19 protein-coding genes and 1 pseudogene are annotated in these 16,860 nt (G+C 64.6%); 11 read left to right on the top strand and 9 right to left on the bottom strand.

Annotated elements, in window-relative coordinates:
* Window positions 1–51 precede the first annotated feature (51 nt).
* The 7 genes and pseudogenes from PU630_RS05700 to PU630_RS05670 all read right to left on the bottom strand — a co-directional run bounded on the left by PU630_RS05700 (window position 52) and on the right by PU630_RS05670 (window position 6,222).
* Window positions 52–1,422 carry a hypothetical protein gene (locus PU630_RS05700; protein ID WP_054683699.1) on the bottom strand — a complete coding sequence of 457 codons (1,371 nt, stop codon included), beginning with the start codon at window positions 1,420–1,422 and terminating at the stop codon, window positions 52–54.
* A 389-nt stretch (window positions 1,423–1,811) separates the two neighbouring features.
* Window positions 1,812–2,141 carry a helix-turn-helix domain-containing protein gene (locus tag PU630_RS05695; protein WP_054683702.1) on the bottom strand — a complete coding sequence of 110 codons (330 nt, stop codon included), beginning with the start codon at window positions 2,139–2,141 and terminating at the stop codon, window positions 1,812–1,814.
* A gap of 3 nt (window positions 2,142–2,144) precedes the next feature.
* Window positions 2,145–3,224, bottom strand: coding sequence for a tyrosine-type recombinase/integrase (locus PU630_RS05690; RefSeq protein ID WP_102209907.1), 1,080 nt, complete (start codon window positions 3,222–3,224; stop codon window positions 2,145–2,147).
* Window positions 3,225–3,535: 311 nt separating this feature from the next.
* Window positions 3,536–3,838 (bottom strand): annotated as a pseudogene (locus tag PU630_RS05685) (hypothetical protein); the annotation flags it as partial.
* Between the two features lie 259 nt (window positions 3,839–4,097).
* On the bottom strand, window positions 4,098–4,937 hold the full coding sequence (locus PU630_RS05680; RefSeq protein ID WP_275279371.1) for a F510_1955 family glycosylhydrolase: 840 nt from the start codon (window positions 4,935–4,937) through the stop codon (window positions 4,098–4,100).
* Between the two features lie 129 nt (window positions 4,938–5,066).
* Window positions 5,067–5,672 (bottom strand): DUF305 domain-containing protein, encoded by a 606-nt coding sequence (locus tag PU630_RS05675; RefSeq protein WP_036296875.1) that lies wholly within the window; start codon window positions 5,670–5,672, stop codon window positions 5,067–5,069.
* 97 nt (window positions 5,673–5,769) lie between these two features.
* The gene (locus PU630_RS05670; RefSeq protein ID WP_036296872.1) at window positions 5,770–6,222 is read right to left on the bottom strand and encodes a DUF6153 family protein; all 453 of its coding nucleotides are present in this window, start codon (window positions 6,220–6,222) and stop codon (window positions 5,770–5,772) included.
* Window positions 6,223–6,578: 356 nt separating this feature from the next.
* Here PU630_RS05670 and PU630_RS17375 point away from each other — a divergent pair, with 356 nt between their 5' ends.
* The 3 genes from PU630_RS17375 (at window position 6,579) to PU630_RS05655 (ending at window position 9,066) form a co-directional block, all read left to right on the top strand.
* Window positions 6,579–6,722 (top strand): YHS domain-containing protein, encoded by a 144-nt coding sequence (locus PU630_RS17375; protein ID WP_306342084.1) that lies wholly within the window; start codon window positions 6,579–6,581, stop codon window positions 6,720–6,722.
* 62 nt (window positions 6,723–6,784) lie between these two features.
* A complete protein-coding gene (locus PU630_RS05660) occupies window positions 6,785–8,917 on the top strand; it encodes a heavy metal translocating P-type ATPase (RefSeq protein WP_373457221.1) in 2,133 nt (710 codons plus the stop codon).
* The gene (locus PU630_RS05655) at window positions 8,914–9,066 is read left to right on the top strand and encodes a hypothetical protein (RefSeq protein ID WP_158497520.1); all 153 of its coding nucleotides are present in this window, start codon (window positions 8,914–8,916) and stop codon (window positions 9,064–9,066) included. The genes PU630_RS05660 and PU630_RS05655 overlap by 4 nt, the downstream gene beginning before the upstream one ends.
* A gap of 44 nt (window positions 9,067–9,110) precedes the next feature.
* Here the strand turns inward: PU630_RS05655 and PU630_RS05650 are convergent, their stop codons facing one another.
* The gene (locus tag PU630_RS05650) at window positions 9,111–9,272 is read right to left on the bottom strand and encodes a hypothetical protein (protein ID WP_185740470.1); all 162 of its coding nucleotides are present in this window, start codon (window positions 9,270–9,272) and stop codon (window positions 9,111–9,113) included.
* Between the two features lie 464 nt (window positions 9,273–9,736).
* Here PU630_RS05650 and PU630_RS05645 point away from each other — a divergent pair, with 464 nt between their 5' ends.
* From PU630_RS05645 to PU630_RS05610, 8 genes are all read left to right on the top strand, one after another.
* Complete coding sequence (locus PU630_RS05645; protein ID WP_036296862.1) at window positions 9,737–10,474, top strand: ABC transporter ATP-binding protein; 738 nt, start codon at window positions 9,737–9,739, stop codon at window positions 10,472–10,474.
* Complete coding sequence (locus PU630_RS05640) at window positions 10,471–11,370, top strand: ABC transporter permease (RefSeq protein ID WP_036296859.1); 900 nt, start codon at window positions 10,471–10,473, stop codon at window positions 11,368–11,370. Before PU630_RS05645 ends, PU630_RS05640 begins: the two co-directional genes overlap by 4 nt.
* Entirely contained in the window at window positions 11,363–12,334 is a 972-nt protein-coding gene (locus PU630_RS05635) for an ABC transporter permease (protein WP_141880422.1), read from the top strand. The genes PU630_RS05640 and PU630_RS05635 overlap by 8 nt, the downstream gene beginning before the upstream one ends.
* Window positions 12,331–12,906, top strand: a complete 576-nt coding sequence (locus PU630_RS05630; RefSeq protein ID WP_141880423.1) for a hypothetical protein — start codon at window positions 12,331–12,333, stop codon at window positions 12,904–12,906. Before PU630_RS05635 ends, PU630_RS05630 begins: the two co-directional genes overlap by 4 nt.
* A gap of 33 nt (window positions 12,907–12,939) precedes the next feature.
* Window positions 12,940–13,620, top strand: coding sequence for a response regulator transcription factor (locus PU630_RS05625; RefSeq protein WP_036294218.1), 681 nt, complete (start codon window positions 12,940–12,942; stop codon window positions 13,618–13,620).
* Window positions 13,617–14,570: a sensor histidine kinase gene (locus tag PU630_RS05620; RefSeq protein WP_036294215.1), complete on the top strand. Its 954-nt coding sequence runs from the start codon at window positions 13,617–13,619 to the stop codon at window positions 14,568–14,570. Before PU630_RS05625 ends, PU630_RS05620 begins: the two co-directional genes overlap by 4 nt.
* A 159-nt stretch (window positions 14,571–14,729) precedes the next feature.
* Complete coding sequence (locus PU630_RS05615; RefSeq protein ID WP_275279370.1) at window positions 14,730–15,272, top strand: PepSY domain-containing protein; 543 nt, start codon at window positions 14,730–14,732, stop codon at window positions 15,270–15,272.
* A 408-nt stretch (window positions 15,273–15,680) separates the two neighbouring features.
* Entirely contained in the window at window positions 15,681–16,442 is a 762-nt protein-coding gene (locus tag PU630_RS05610) for a phosphatase PAP2 family protein (protein WP_246081368.1), read from the top strand.
* A 202-nt stretch (window positions 16,443–16,644) separates the two neighbouring features.
* Here the strand turns inward: PU630_RS05610 and PU630_RS05605 are convergent, their stop codons facing one another.
* Window positions 16,645–16,845 carry a hypothetical protein gene (locus tag PU630_RS05605; protein ID WP_036299925.1) on the bottom strand — a complete coding sequence of 67 codons (201 nt, stop codon included), beginning with the start codon at window positions 16,843–16,845 and terminating at the stop codon, window positions 16,645–16,647.
* Window positions 16,846–16,860: the final 15 nt, after the last annotated feature.

Raw genomic sequence — 16,860 nt, 5'->3', positions numbered from 1 at the left:
AACCAAGCGGCAAGTCGGGTAGGTGCGTTCGGGAGGTTGTTCGCCGAGTGTTCACCCGGCGGAGTCGCCGCCGTCATCTACAGGACGGTCGACTCGGGCGGGATGCGCATAGCGGAGGGCGGTGTCGATGCCGATGCCGAACAGGTCGCAGATGCGTCGCACATCGCCGCCGGTCTGTTCGACCTCGTAGAGGATGCGGTCAGTGCGCAGCGCCTGAGCGGTGACTCCGGCCTTCTTCCAGGGGAAGTTCCGGCCCGGTGGCGACAGGCGCGGCGCGGTCTGGATCGTGACGAGCAGGTACGGGTTCTTCGTCTCGGGCCAACGCGTGGCGCGATGGTCGAGCCAGGCGGCCAGGCGCACCCGCACGGGTTCGGCGAGCGGGATCGTACGGCCGTCGGGCATGCGGAGTCTGCCGTCGATGATATCGGTGAGCTGGACGTGCTGCACCTGTTGTGTGGTGAGGGCGTGGAAAGCGACGAGGGCGACGGCCAGAGCGATTGCGGGGTCAGGGCTGGTGAGCGCGTCACGGATCGCGGACTTCTCCATCGGGAGCGGGATCGTGCGTTTGGGGCCGCGCAGCGGAATCGGTTTCGTCGGGTCGGCGAAGACGATCTTGCGGCCGCGCAGGATCGTGAACAGGGTGCGGAAGCCGAGCATCATCGTGTGCTGGCGGCTCGGATCATCCGGGAGCGCGTCGAGGATGTCTTCAGTGCTGATCCCGGTCAGGCTGGTGCGGCCTTCCTCGACCCAGCGGGTGATCGCGGGGAGGATGCCGTACATCTGCCCTTTCACGGTCATCGTGTCGCGGGGTTGACGGCGCGGCGTGGTCTTCGATCCGTCGGCCATGATGTCGCGCCAGAGTTCGAGCTGGGAGCGCATCGGCTCGGGCAGATGCCTGGTCTTACGGTCGAAGAGCTGCTCGAACGTCGGCACTCGGTCGTCGATGAGGAGGTCGGCGTCGCCCAGGACTTCGATCGTGGAGCGGATGTTGCCGTCATCGTCGTAGCGGCGCATCGCGAGAATGTCGGAAGCACGGAAGTGCAGATTCGCGCCGGGGAACACGAGCTGGAGAATCTTCAACGTGCGCCGCACCTGGTTCGTCTGCCGTTTGCTCCACGCATACTCGGCGGCGCGGGCGTACAGGAAGTGATCGGTGCGGGAGGTGATGTCGCGCCGCCGGATCTCGTTCGAGCGCTGCCGCACCCGTTCCGGGTCGGGATCCAGATCGAACAGCACCGGCTGGGTGCTCTCGGCGACCGGCGGCGGCGCGGCGACGAGCCGGATCGCTTCGCGCAGGCTCATCGCCATCGGCCGGTGCTTCTCGGCAGGCCTGCGGGGATCGTTCATCACGGCGAAGAACAGTTGCGCCCCGAACTTTCGCGGTGCGTCGAGGTCGAGCGGTTCGCCGAGTACTTGCAGCATCCGGGCGGTCTCCAGGCAGAGGCGGCAGTAGCCCTGCTCACCGATGGTGACGTCGCGATGGCACGAGACGCATTCGCCTTGCGGGTAGTGCTTGAACCACCAGCGGCACTTCGGGCACCGCCAGTTGCGATTCCGGTAGACGCCCCAGGCCAGGCAATCACGACAGGACCCTATGAAGCCGGGACTTCCCGGATGGCAATGCGCGCACAATCCTTGGCTGTAGTACTCGCTCGATCCGCATCTGCGGCATAGCGGCGGAGCGAAGGGGCCGCCGGGGATGCAGTCGTAGCAGTAGTCGACGCGAGGCTGGAGCCACGCGGCCGGTTTCACGCCGCACCCCGTGCAGGGCAGCGGCGGGCTCAGCGGCCCGTTCGGACCGCGTGCCGGACTCATAGCGGCGGGGCGGGCCGGTCATCCTTCGCGCCCAACCGTGGCGTCACTCGCGGTGTCGAACCGTTGGCCTCGCTGTGCTGCTCGAGCCGTCGCGTGCGCGCGCTGACCTTTTCCGGTTCGGGCACGAGGAGGTCTGTCGGCTGGCAGTCCAGGACGTGGCAGATCACGTCGAGATCATCGAGGCGGATCGTCGTCGGAGTGCCCGTCCACAGCCCCGACATCTTGCCCTGGCTCATCTCCAACCCAGCGGCGGCGAGCATGCGCCGCAACTCCGCAGACTTCCAGATGCCGCGCTCAGCGGCCTGGACTCTCAGGTTCCACTTCATCAGTCACGCCATCCCTTCGAATCGTTCCTCAACGCTCTTGTTCGCGTGCGCCCACGCATCCTCGATGTGCTGGCTCGAGACGTGGATGTACTGCGTCGTCGTCGACAGCCACTGATGCCCGAGCAGTTCTTGGAGGGCTTTCAAGTCCATACCCGCCAGATACAGCGACGACGCGCAATAGTGCCGCAGCACGTGCGGAGTCAGATCACCCGACCACGCAGGCAGAAACCGCTCGGTCGCACGCACCAGCCCGCGCCGGAGCACATCGTCGCTGGCCCTCCCCGTGCGGCCGAGCTCATGATCGAACCGTTCCGACGGGATCAGCGGCGCATCCGGGTCATCCCAATCCGGGCCGAACCTGTGCCGCACGTCGCCGAGCCACCAATCCATGAGCTTGTCGGCACCGTTGATCGCGGGAACCAGGCGCTGCTTCGAGCCGCGCCCGCGCGAGCCTTTCCCAAATCGGACATGCAGTTTCCCGAGCGTGCCGAGATCGGGCCGCCAGTCGCGAAGATCGAGTTTCGTGCTCTCCGTGATCCGCAGCCCGACTCGCCGCCACAACGACGCCGCGAAGTAGTTCCGCGCCGCCGGGAGAAATCGCCGCTCATCCTGCAACGAAGCCGCCCAGCCGCCGAAGAGTCGGTCGACCTCCGCGTCCGAGGGCGGGACGCGGACTTTGCCGAGCGACGAACCCGATTGCCGGTTGTACTCATCGATGGGCTGCTCGATCACCCACCCGGTAAGCGCGTTGATGTCGGCCTGATACCGACTGATCGCAAAGTCGAAGAACTGGGCGATCACGCCCGCTTTGCCCGCACGCGTCGAAGCCGCAAGACCCGCTCGGCGAAGCCCGGCAAGAAACGCGTCCGCGTCGGCGGGCTTGACCTGCCACAGCGGGATATTCACGTGCGAACGGAGCTCGAAGATCGCTGTTCGTGAGTGCGAGATGTAAGCGTCGCTGAGCCCAGCTGCGGCCATCGCGAGCGCGTACTGGTCGATGATCTCCTGCTCAAAGTCCGCAGCATCTTCCTCGGACCGCCACCCGCGAGCGGTCCCGATACTCCGAACGACAGCGAGGCTCATCAGCCCGCTACTTCAGCAATCCTGACCATGCATCAAGAATACGCCCGAATCGTCAGGAATCGTGATGGTTTGTCAGGAATCTTGATCCGGCGTGGCTTCGTTGATACAGCGGGCAGGACGCACCTGAATCACATGGAAGCAACTCACGAAGACGCGGGAATAGAGACATGAATCATTTCTATTGCCATGTCGGCGGCAACTGTGCAGAACCGAACGATCCGTCGCACGATGACTCCACCGTCCGCAGACTGTGGCTTTGTCAACCTGAAGTGACCCTACCGCGACGGCCACATCTGGCCCCACCTCCGTTCTTAATTGTGCTCGCCAACGGCGCAAGCCAAGTGAGCGCTCGTTGGGGATGAACCTGAGCAGGATTGGTGCGCAGGTTCGCGTATCAGGCGTCCCGCAAGCCGAACGCCGTATGCGACGCCAACTTCGTCCAGACCTAGGGCTGCTTCGACAAGCCCAGCGAGGTAATGCTGCGCGTCGAGCGCAGCTCCGCAGCCGGTTCCTGCCGCGGTGGTGGGATGCTGCACACACACGTAACCGTCTTCGTTGAGTTCAACTTGGCCGCGCACGAGCTCGTTGCGTGGGTCGTGGCCGATGGCGACAAACGGGATCTGTAGCAGCTGTCCGAGTTGCACAAGCCTGCGATGTACGCGTTCATGCCGTGGAGTAGTCGCTCGTCCGGGGTGGGTGGGAAGGTGCCGGAGGTGATGCGGGTACGGCGCCTGATGCGCGTGCTTCACCGGAGGGCCCAGATGATGAGGAGTAGCTGACGATTGTGAGCAGGATGACGAAGATGGTCCCGGCGGCGATGAAGTCGGCGGGGCTTTGGAGCGATGTCTTGAATCTGTTCATGGTGAGTTCCGGCTATCGAGGTGGGCTGAGGATGGTGGTTCCGTCGGGGGTGATCTCGACGATGCCGCGATCATCGACGAGAACGATGCGGTTGGCGTCGATGACGCTGAAAGCTTGAACGGCACCTTCGAGTGCTTCCAGGCTCTGCCAGGTGTTGTCCGGGTTCTGTGTCCAGATCGCGCCGTCGGTACCTACGCCCAGGAGGGTGCCATCGGGGCGTGCGTCGAGCGTGTAGAGCAGTGGGGCGCTTTCGTCGCGGGAGAATGTCACGCCTTGGTCGGTGCTGTGAAGTAGTCCTTCTTCTGCTGCGGCGTAGAGGCCGTCGTCCGTGACGACGAGGTCCGCTGCGGCGATGGATGCTCCTCGGGTCCATTCGCCGCCGCTGTCGGTGCTGCGGAGGAGGTCGACCCCGCTGGAGGCGATCCCGTAGAGGGTGCCGTCGGGGCCGGCGGTGAGGACATGGAAGTCCGTGCTGCCGTTCAACGCAACCGGGGACCATGTCTGGCCGTAGTCATCGCTTTGGATGATTCCGAGGTTGGGCGCGCCGAGCTCTGCCGCGGTGTCGGGCCCGGGGTGCCCGGAGGCGAAGAGTGTGTTGTCGGTGACGGTGAATCCCATGGCGTCGAAGTCGTGGCCGCCGATGGGGCCGGAGACGTCACCGGTGGGGGTGACGGTGAAGATGCCGTTGTGGGTGGCGACGAGTAGGTCGCTCCCGCGTGGGTCTTCGGCGATGCCGTGGACATGCTCTATGCGCGGCGGGGCGATGTCTGTTGCGGTTGTCTGTGTGCTGGCACACCCGGTGATCGTGAGGGCCAGCGTGGTGAGAACGGTCAGGGGCAGGAGGCGGTTCATAGGGTCTCCGGTAGTAGTAAAAGGTTTCCGCACCGGGCGACAGATCGCGGGCGGGGGTGCGGGAGCTGGGGGTGTTGTGACCTGGTGAGGCCGGGCGGGCCGTTTCGGGTGTCGACCCGCCCGGAAGTTTCACAGCTCGTTGAGGAGGTCCTGCATGGTTGAGATTTCGGCGGTTTGGTCGTCGATCACCTGTTGGGCGAGGTCGAGGACGTCCTGGTTCTGACCGTCGTCGAGCGCGGTGCGCGCCATGTCCACGGCGCCCTCGTGGTGCATGATCATCTGTTCGAGGAAGAGGCGGCTCGCTTGCGTGGCGTCTGCCTCTTCCAGGGCCGTCATGTCTTCGTCGGACATCATGCCGTCGCCGGAGTCGTCCATTGATCCGTGGTCCATGCCGCCCATGGCGTCGGGGTCGTACTCGACGCCCCAGTTCTCGAGCCAGCCGAGCATCAGGTCCATCTCTGGGCCTTGGGCGTCCTTGATCTGTTGGGCGAGCTCCGCGACACGTGGGTCGAGTCCGTCCTTGGTGAGCACGATGTCGGCCATCTTGATGGCCTGCTGGTGGTGCGGGATCATCATGGTCACGAACATCTCGTCGGCGTCGTTCGCCGTGGCGGTGGACGAGGTATCGGACGATGTGGTGGTTTCGCCTGTCGGTGCTGATGCGTCAGCGCAGCCCGTGAGAACGAGAGCGAGGCTGAGCATGCCAGTGCCGAAGGCAAGGGGAAGCTTCTTCATGAGTAATTCCTTCGATGGGGTCGTGTGTGAGGGGTCGGGAGTAGCGCGCCACGCAGAGGGGACGCGATGATGCCGGCGAGATGCCGGTTGCGACCTATCAGGTACGACTGATCGAGAGGGCTAAGGGCGAGGGTGTGCGCGGCAGGATACTCACAGCCTGCAGGCGCACTGAGGACGCAACGATCTGCAGAGGCGGCCCGAGACGACGGGCCACGAGGATTGGGCGCAGTAGGAGGAGTAGTCCGGCAAGCAGCGCGAGGATGCAGGCCGTGGTCATGTCCGGATGGCCTTGCCCTGTCCCCGAGAGGCAGGCGTCATCACAGGGAACGGAGGCAGCCTCGGAGGCTGCCGGTGTCAGTGCGTCGTGGCCGGTATCCGCGGCCATCGTCGTCGCGGAGTGGTGTGCGGTGACGGTGCCGTGGCCGGCTGGATCCGCACTGAAGGTATGCATGCCAAGCAGGCCGACGATGATCAAGACAGCCGCACCGACGAGCGGGAGAAGGACGCGCAGCGACAGTTGCTGACGCTGAATGCGTGATGCGATCTGCATGCTTGTCTCTCCCCTCCCGCGACACACGCTAGCACCGTCGACTTTGCGCACCCTCGGGGAACTGATTCACCGCCCACAGCCGAGTGACGAGTTCCTGGACCAGTGCGCGAATCTGCTTCAGTAGACGTCTATTTGAGCGAGTTCATGCCGCTCCGCACACTCTACAGGAATACCCCCGGTGGGTATATGGTTGTCCGCGTCAGAGACGAACCACTCGAACGTGAAAGAGGAACACCCACATGTCCGATTCCCCCACTGGATCTTGCTGCAGCCATAACAATCACGGTGCGGTCGCCGCCGAAGGACGCACAGATCTCCTCGCCCCATCCGCGGAGGAACTCGCACAATGCCCCGTGATGGCCGGCAGTGTTGTCGTCAAGGCGGATGCCGAGTCCGCGGGACTGTTCCGCGACTACGAGGGCACCCGCTACTACTTCTGCTGCGCCGCATGCGGCCCCCGCTTCGACGCTGACCCCGCAAAATACGCGGCCGCAGCCTGACTACTTCACTCGCGGGGTCCGCCGCCCTGGCAGCCCCACAGGTTCATTACTCCGAGGAGGATATGACCATGAGCCACTCGCACAACGACGAGGTCGAACATACGCACGCGCATCCCGCTTCCCCCAGCCCGGCCGGGCACGAGACGCACAGTGCCCACGGCGTCCACGGAAACGAGGGCGCCAGTCACGACAGTCACGAGGGTCATGGTGGCCATGGGGATCACGTCGGACAGTTCCGGCGGTTGTTCTGGATCATGCTCATCCTGGCGGTCCCGACCGTTGCCCTGTCGGGCATGTTCTCGATGATCCTCGGCTACACCCTCCCCGACATCCCCGGGATCGCCTGGGTGTCGCCAGTGCTCGGAACGGTGATGTATGTCTGGGGCGGGAAACCGTTCCTCGTCGGCGCCGTCAGCGAAATCCGCTCCCGCAAGCCCGGGATGATGCTCCTGATTGGCCTCGCGATCACGGTCGCATTCCTCGCATCCTGGGGTGCGAGCGTGGGGCTGCTGCATCACGATCTGGACTTCTGGTGGGAGCTGGCACTCCTGATTGTGATCATGCTGCTCGGCCACTGGATCGAGATGCGCTCCCTCGCCCAGACCACCTCCGCCCTCGACTCCCTGGCCGCCCTTCTGCCGGATGAGGCGGAACGTGTCGAGAACGGCGAGGTCGTCGTCGTCTCACCCACTGAGCTCGTCGTTGGCGATGTTGTCGTCGTTCGGCCTGGTGGCAGCGTTCCCGCGGATGGGCGCATTATTGATGGTCGCGCGTCGATGGATGAATCCATGGTCACGGGCGAATCCCGTACGGTCACTCGCGGCACGGGCGACACGGTCACGGCGGGCACTGTCGCCACCGATTCCGGGTTGCGTGTCGAGATCACCGCGACCGGTGACGACACCACCCTCGCGGGCATTCAGCGGCTGGTGACCGAAGCGCAGAGCTCGTCCTCTCGCGCCCAGCGTCTCGCCGACACCGCCGCGGGGTGGCTGTTCTGGTTCGCGCTGGGATCTGCGGCCATCACCGCGATCGTGTGGATATTGGTGGGCTTCCCGGATGCCGCGGTCATCCGCACGATCACCGTCTTGGTGATTGCCTGCCCCCACGCGCTCGGTCTTGCCATCCCTCTGGTCGTGTCGATCGCGACCGAGCGCGCCGCGCGCGGCGGGGTGCTCGTCAAGGACCGTCTGGCGTTGGAGAGCATGCGCACCGTTGACACGGTGCTGTTCGACAAGACCGGGACCCTCACGAAGGGCGAGCCCCGCGTCTCCGAAGTGTCAGTCACCGACGGTCGTGACGCAGACCAGGTGCTCGCCCTCGCTGCCGCCGCCGAGGTAGACAGTGAGCACCCTCTGGCGAAGGCCATTGTCCGTGCCGCTGCCGACAAGAAGCTCACGGTGCCCGGAAGCCGTGACTTCACCTCGTCTCCCGCCGTTGGCGTCACCGCAACCGTGGACGGCACCACCGTCCGGGTGGGTGGACCGCACCTCCTCACCGAAGAGAACGCAGATGAGCTTCCCGTCGTAGACCAGTGGCGTGCCGATGGCGCGATCATCCTCCATGTCGTTCAGGATGGGGACGTCATCGGTGCGCTGAAGCTCGCCGACGAGGTGCGTTCGGAGTCGCGCGAAGCGGTCGACGCGCTGCACGTCTTGGGCGTGCAGGTGGTCATGATCACCGGAGACGCCGAGGCCGTCGCACATGCCGTCGCGCAGGATCTCGGCATCGACCGGGTCTTCGCCGGCGTGCGCCCCGAAGACAAGGCCGCGAAGGTCCAAGAGCTGCAGAAAGAGGGCCGGAAGGTCGCGATGGTCGGCGACGGCGTCAATGACGCCCCCGCCCTCGCGCAGGCCGACGTCGGGCTCGCCATCGGAGCGGGCACGGATGTGGCGATCGCCTCGGCTGGGGTCATCCTCGCCAGCGACGACCCCCGCTCTGTGCTCTCCGTGATCGAGCTGTCCCGTGCGGCGTATCGGAAGATGAAGCAGAACCTCTGGTGGGCCGCGGCCTACAACCTCATCTCCGTCCCCCTCGCCGCCGGCGTCCTCGCACCCATCGGGTTCATCCTGCCGATGTCGGTCGGCGCGATCCTAATGTCGCTGTCCACGATCGTCGTCGCCCTCAACGCCCAGCTGCTGCGACGCCTCGACCTCAGGCCGGAGACCACGACCCGGACCATCCTCGACCGATGACCATGACGAACCCGGAGGACGTGATGGCCGACGCCATTGAACCCGCAACGGCCTGCGACCACGGTGAAAACGGCTACAGCAGCGACAACGTCCGCTACCTCGCCCCCCTTATTCGTGAGGTCCTCCCTGACCTCTTCGCAAGACCCTAACAACTCGCATTCTGTTCGCCAACCGGTGAGGACTGGCGTGAGGACTACTTCATCTCGCCGTTCTGATCGGCGTGCTCTTCCGCACGGAGTCTCTCACGATCGTCCTTTAGACCATCGCGCACACCCTTGCGGACGGCACCGTAGACGGCGTAAGCCAACACCCCAATGGTGACGGCGGTCAGGGCGAGCAATGACAAGGGGTCCATAGGCTCTCCTCCAAATTTCGGTTCACTGTACGCCGTCGGCCGTCGCGGGCTGAGGCTCGTAGTCATGTCGTTCGGCCTCGTGGGCGGGCGTCACCAGAAGGCCGAAATGAACGCACAAGAGGCTGCAACTGTTGAGAGACAGAGGCGTTTGGTCGCGCCGCATCCGATACCCCGCCCGGACGGGTGACGGTCCGTCTGTATGCGGACGGATCTCGGGCATTCTCTTCGATGGAGGTCCCTGTCGAGCAGGCCAACGCCGATGATCAGATCAGCCCATATTCGATCCAAGGAGGCAGCTACTCATCCGCCGCCCCGCCGCGACGAATGCAGAGCACCACCATGCTGCGGACATCGCACCCATCGGCACGTCGCGGTCGGAGACGGCTCGTGGACGAAGCAGCTGACATCTGCTCGCCGATCGTCTCTCATTCTGGTCTCATGATCGGGGTTCTAACGTCACTGTCATGAGAGATTCAGCGATCGTCCTGACGCGGCTCAGCCGCAGGTTCGGGGCCACACCCGCGGTCACCGATGTGAGTGTCGAGATCCCGGCGGGCGAGATCTTCGGCCTGCTCGGCCACAACGGGGCGGGCAAGACGACGACGGTCAACATGCTGACCACCCTGCTTCCGCCGACGTCGGGAGACGCGGTGGTCGGAGGGAAGAGCATCATCGCGGATGCTGCGGCGGTGCGCAGTCTGATCGGCTATCTGCCGGAGAACGTGCAGTTCTACGACAATCTGACGCTGGTGGAGAATCTGCAGTTCTTCGGTCGACTGTCGGGGTTGCGCCGCCCGGATGCACGGATCGCGGATGTTCTGCGGTTCCTGGACTTCACGGGGCACGACAGCCAACGGCTGGGCACGTTCAGCAAGGGTATGCGTCAGCGGGTAGGGATCGCACAGGCGATCCTGCACGCCCCGGCCGTTCTCTTTCTGGACGAGCCGACGTCTGGCCTGGACCCGGAGGGCGTCCGAACCCTGCGCGAGACGATCGTGCGACTGAACAAGGAACTCGGGCTGACAGTGTTCATGAACACGCATCTGCTCTCAGAGGTCACCCGCACGTGCACCAGCATCGGCATCCTCAATCAAGGACGCCTGGTGCACCATGACACGGTCGCGAGCACTCTGGCGGCGTATCCCGAAGAGCAGTCGTTGGAGGAGATCTTCTTCCAGCTGGAGCGGGCCGGGACACCGTGAATGGCTTCTGGACGAGCGCCCGGCATGAGGTGCTCAGCATCACCCGCGCACGCATCGCACTATTGCTACTGATGGTGTTCGTCGGCATGGTGTCCGTGTCTGCGATTATCGGATGGATCACCACGCGTACCGTCACCTCCGTGTATGAGGGCATCCTCGCGGCGGGTCTGACCGCCGCGCCCAACCCGTTCACTGACGTGGCCCCGCTGTACTACGCACGTAACTCGGCGATCTACGTTGTCTTGATCGGGTGCCTCATGGCGATCGTCCTCGGCGCGCAGGCCACGCTCCGCGACCGCAAGCAGGGCACCTCCATCCTGGTGCTCACCCGCCCTCTCGCCATCCAGGCGCGTCTGCTCGGGCAGCTGGCCGGGATCGGGCTGGTCCTTGCCACGGTGTCACTGGTGAGCACCCTGATCAGCTGGGTCTCGATCGCGATCATCACCGGAACCCCCCTCGGCGGGGACCTCACCGCCCGGCTGGTGGGCTTCGCGGGCACGTCGTGGTTGCTGCTGATGGTCTTCGCGATCATCGGGATGATCTCCGGCCTGTTCGCCCGCCGCGAGAGCACCGCCTTCCTTGTGCCGTTCGTGGTGTGGAGCGGAATCACATTCGTGCTGCCCCAGTTGGGCTCCGCCGCCCGGCCTGTGGCACTGCTGAACCCCGTGCCGGCTGTTCCCGTCGCGGGGGACTCGTTCTCGGTCCTGTCCGCGTTGACCGGCCCGCTCGCGATCACTGAACAGTTCAAGACGACCGCGAGCGTGCTGCTCCAGAACGACCTGGTGGTCGGCAGCGCCGGGGCCGGTGTCCTCGTCCTGGCGATATTCCTGCTCGCGGGCCTGATCGCGATCACCGTGATCCCTCGACGAAAGATCCGGAGTGCCCTTCATGACTGACATCGCCACGGTGGCCCGCAAAGAGATCCTGGAACTGCGCCGCGACCGCCTTTTCCTCATCCTGATCGGCTTCCTCGCCGTCGTCACCGTGATCTCGGTCGCGGTGGGCGCCGCCGACTTCCGGGCGCAGCTGGACGCCTACACCCTGTACGTCGCAGACGTCACTGCCAGCGGCTCCGGTGTGACGCCCGCCGCCCCGCAGCTGTTCCCCCTGCAACTACTGCGAGGTGGGATGGAGTACCTCGAGATCCTCGGGGCGCTGTTCGCGATCGTGTTGGGTTACGCCACCATTGCGAAAGAGAAGCATCGCGGGACGTTGCCGCTGCTGCTCAGCCGCCCCGTGCAGCGCTTCGCGCTGGCCGGCGGCAAGATCGCAGCCCTTGCGACGATATGGGGACTGGTCGTGCTGGGCCTGGCGATCGTCTCCGCCATCGCGGTCACCACCATCGGCGGGGGAACCCTGACCGGAACCGACCTGGCCCGGCTCGCAGTCAGTTGCGGCTTCGCCTGGTTGTACCTGGTGTTCTGGTCGGCCATCGCGATCGCTGTCACTGTGCTCACTAGGCAGCTCAGCGCCGGACTGATCATCAGCCTGCTGGTCTGGCTGACCTTCGTGCTGCTCATACCCCAGATCGGCGACACGATGGACCCGGACAATCAGGTCCCGGGCGGGCTGTTCGCCGCGTTGCAGATTCAGAAACCGGATGAGCTGGCCGTGCTCGCCCAGTTCGCACGCTTCGACAGCATCCGCAACGGACTGGAAGTGTCCTCGGTTACCAAGCACTTCGAACGGATCGCGTTCGCGTTTCTGGGGATCAAGGGCCAGTACAACCAACAACCACTGCCCGTGGTGTGGATGGCGATGCTGCCCTACATCCTCACGCTCACCGCCGCGACCGTCGCCTCCATCACTATCGCCAGCGCCGTCACCACCCGGCGCGCTCTGCAAAGGAAACAATCATGAACACCAAAAACCTGATCCCTTTCGTCGCCGCAATGGTCCTGACCGCCGGCGTCCTCACCGGCTGCCAAGCTGCCACCGGCACCGCCCTGGCGACCCCCGGTGCCTCTGCCAGCGCGACACCGGGCTCCAACTCCGTGCTGCCGGTCGCGTCCAACCCGATCAGCAACACCAGCACGGCACCAGGTCTGAGTATCGCCTCGGCGGCCGTGGAGGACCTCGTCGACCCGGCCACCGGGAAGGCGATGGATGACCGGCTGCAGATCACGTTGACCAACAGCACCAGCACACCCTTGACCAACGTCGAGATCTACTATCAGATGACCGATGTCACCACCCAACAGTCTGAGGGGTACTACATGGCACTTGATGACGTGACAATTCCTGCCCAGGACGAGACGACCGTGTACTTCGACAACGGCACCGAGCCCGGGCACTTCCCCGAGAACACCTTCAGCCTGTACCGCACGTCCACCAACCAGGTCGATTTCGTCATCCAGGCCAGCGCCGACGGCGTTCAGGTCGCTACCGCGAACGCATCGAAAGGGGCCGGTACCGGTGAACAGCCCGACTGACCGACGCCCCGGCCTGCGGCAGGCGGGTGCCCGGTGAGGATTCTCGTCGTCGAGGATGACGTCGCGCTCGGCGACGTCATCCGCCGCGCCCTCGCTGAGACCGGGTATGCCGTCACCATCGCCGGAACCGCTCCGGGCGGGATCGAAGCATTCGAGATCGACACGTACGACCTGGTCGTCCTGGATCTGATGCTCCCCGGACTGCCGGACGGCGGCATGGGCGTCTGTCGGCGCATCCGCGAGATCAACCACGACACGCCGGTGCTGATGCTGACCGCGCTGGACTCGATGCGCTCCAAGGTCGCGGGGCTGGACGCGGGCGCCGATGATTACATCGTCAAACCGTTCCACCTGGTCGAGTTGTTGGCCCGTACCCGGGCGCTGCTGCGCCGCGCGCCGCGCGCACAGCCGCCGGTGCTCACCGCCCAGGGCGTCACCCTGATTCCCTCCACACAGACGGCGATCCGCGATGGGCGTACCATCGACCTCACCCCCAAGGAGTATGCGGTCCTGGAGTACCTGATGCGCAACGCAGGTACGATCATCAGTTCCACCGAACTGATCGACCATGCCTGGGACAGCAACTACGAGGGGTTCAGCAACGTCGTGCAAACGTACATCCGCTACCTTCGCCAAAAGCTGTCCACGCCCGGTGAATCCGACATCATCCAGACTCGCCGGGGCGCCGGTTATCTGATCGCGGCAGACGAATGATCTTCCGCCGTGCGACGATCCGCCTCACCGTCGCGTACACGGTCATCCAGCTGGCGATCTTCGCGATCTTCGCGATCGGCGTGTACACGTTCGTCACCGGAACGTTCGACTTCGACGCCGCCGAGAGCGATGGCGAAGGCGCAGTTAATGCCGCGGAGCAAGGATTCGCGTTGCTGCGCACTGCGCTGATCGTGTTCTATGCCTGCCTCCTCGTCGTCATCCCGCTGTTCAGCTGGCTGATGGCACGTTCGGCGCTGAAACCGATCCGGGTCAGCTTCGAACGACAACAGCAGTTCGTCGATGGTGCTTCCCACGAGATGCGCACCCCGCTCAGCGTCATCCAGGGGGAACTCGAACTGGCTCTGAGTCGCTCCCGTTCACCCGCCGAGTATCAGGAAGCGATCACTGTCGCACTTACGGCCACGGGTGGGCTCATCCGGCTTACCGAGGACCTGCTGAAACTGTCCCGCACGAGCAAGGCGGAACTCTCCGACAGCTTCACCCTGATCGATCTGAATGAGATCCTTCCGGAGCTGGTCGTCGCTGCTGCGGGCCGCCGCGACGATGTTCACATCGCCGTCGACACTGGGCCCCCGCTACCGGTGCGTGGATCAGCCGAACTCCTCTCGCGCGCGATCGGGAACGTCCTCGACAACGCAGTGAAGTTCAGCGGCCCGGGCGGCGCTGTCACCCTCAGTACCACCCGCGGCGACGGGGGTGCAGCCGTGATCCGGATTGACGACGACGGTATCGGAATGACTCCCGCAGAACTCGTCCATGCTTTCGACCGGTTCTGGCGTGCCGAAACATCACGAACCACCCCGGGGCACGGATTGGGGTTGGCGTTGACAAAGCAGATCATGCAGGCCCATGACGGCTCCATCGCTCTCGAATCCTGGCCCGGGCGCGGGAGCACGGTCACCTTCAAAATACCGACCGCCACGCGCTGACCGCGAACGGATGGTCCACCGACAGAGCCAACGGGCGACGGTCCGGAGGCAATTCTGGCGCTCTCACGTTCATCTCATCGCCTTCTTCTTAGCCTGTATTCACAGTCGAGAACTCACTCGATCTTCAACGAAAGGCAGTCCGCAACCGCCACTGCGGCGGTGAACGACACCGCGAAGGAGAACAGCATGAAGACAACAGCCAAGCGGGCGATCGCCACCGGCGCACTCGTCACCGCACTCGCCCTGGGCGGCACCGGAGTGGCCGTCGCCACTACCGGCGCGGCAAGCGCCCCGGCAAATACCACCAACAGCGAGCAGGACCCCGGCTACGTCGGAACCATCCCCGCTCCAAACGACGGCACAGCCGACACCGAGGAAGCCGACGGCGCCAAGGGCGCCGAAGGCGCAGAAGCTGCGGAAGGGACGGAAGGCGCAGAAGGGGCGGATGACTCCGCTGCCGAAGCTGCACAGTCGACCGCCCTGGAAAGCCTCGCGAAAGTCACGCCAGAGGAGGCCACTGCGGTCGCACTGAAGGCGGTCTCCGGGACGGCCGCCGCCGCACAGCTCGAGAACGAGAACGGGTTCGTCGTCTACGGCATCGAGGTCACCACCGCCGACGGCACCGTCATCGATGTCAAGATCGATGCCGGCGACGGAACAGTTCTCGCACAAGACACCGCAGACTCGGAGACCTCGGACTGATTGCGTCGCCTGCGACCGTGAGGGTCTGCGCCCGGCATTTGCGCCGGCGCAGACCCTCGAGTCGTTGACGCCGCCCGGCTGCATCTGGTCTGCGATCGCGCGGCACCTCCGTGAAGTCGTCATGTGATGGAGCGGCAGGACAGTGTTGCCAGAGAGCCGCCGTACCCGGTATACGATTGCCGATCCGGGAAGGTTGTCGGCCGGAGGTCGGAGGTTGGTCTGCGGGAGCCTCGCCGCAGGCTCTTGGCCGATCGTGAGAACGTATCACAGGATTAAGGCCCTTATCGATTGGAGCCCGGCATGATTCGAGCCGAAAAGCCTGATCACGGAGATCCCGGTGAGATCGCACACGATAGCCGGATCTCTCCACGGCGGAGTAACTCAGTGTGGCGTCGCCTCGCCCATGGTGTGCGCACGGTCAGCGAACGACTCGGACCGAACGGTGCATTGATCCTAATCCTGGCGTTTGGGCTGATTCTCGTTCTCGTGCTTAGCGTCGCTGCCGCCCAGGTGTACGACAACATCACCGACGCAGATGGGGTAGCCGGTCTCGACCGCCCCCTGCTCGACTTCGTTCTTTCCCTCCGATCGCCATTTCTCGACGTGATCCTCACCGGATACACCCATATCGCCGGTCCCGTTGGCATGCCCATCATCGCCATCGCTGCGATGGCGATTCTCTCGATCCATCGCCGATCCTGGACGCCAGTGATCCTGATCGTCGCCAGCGGCGGCGGGTCGCTCCTCATGACGGTCGTAGGAAAACAACTGTTCGGACGCGACCGGCCTCCTCTCGCCGATGCGGTGCCCCCGTATGAACACTCGGCATCCTTCCCGAGCGGGCACACATTGAACGCGGTGACAGTCATAGGGGTGATCGCCTACCTGCTCATCCTGCGTCAGACGACCTTCCGGGCCAAGACCGTCACGATCGCCACCGCCGCACTCTTCGCCTTCACCACAGGCATCGATCGGATCTACCTCGGACACCACTGGGCAACCGACGTCCTCGGTGCCTGGATGCTCGGCGCTGCCTGGCTCGCTCTGGTCATCACCGCACACCAGCTCTACCTCACCGCTCGCGTCCTGCACGAGCAACAAGATCCCGACGGGTCTCGTCCAAGCCCCTCCCTGGTTCCAGGCGCGCATCGGACGCAGCGGAGAAGGTGACGCCGACGGCACGATCGAAAAAACCACTGAGGACATCGCCCGCCTCATCGGCTCCAAACGGTCTCACATGCGATCTCGAGGCTCGTTCATCGTCTTCACGGACAGGATTCTCCACGTGCAACCGCTCGCGTTGCCTGGCGATAAGGCCACAGCCGGTTGAGGGACTCAGCTGACTACGGACCCTCGCGAAGGCCGAGGATCTTCAGCGCGGCTGCGCCGGTGTCTTCAGGTAGTCGAATGTGCCCGGTGCATTCTGTGTGTCGCTCAGGCGATAGATCACGCCCTCGTGATCGATAACGGGCTTGGGCATGCCGTCCGGCTGAAACGGGCACAGAACGGGCTGCCCCGCATCGGTGGGTGTCGGTCCATCGTGCAATACCGCAACGTACGTCTTGATGGTCATCCTTCGACGGTACCC

It is taken from the genome of Microbacterium horticulturae (assembly GCF_029094505.1).
Lineage (GTDB): Bacteria > Actinomycetota > Actinomycetes > Actinomycetales > Microbacteriaceae > Microbacterium > Microbacterium horticulturae.
This window is presented reverse-complemented; position numbering and strand designations above follow the sequence as displayed.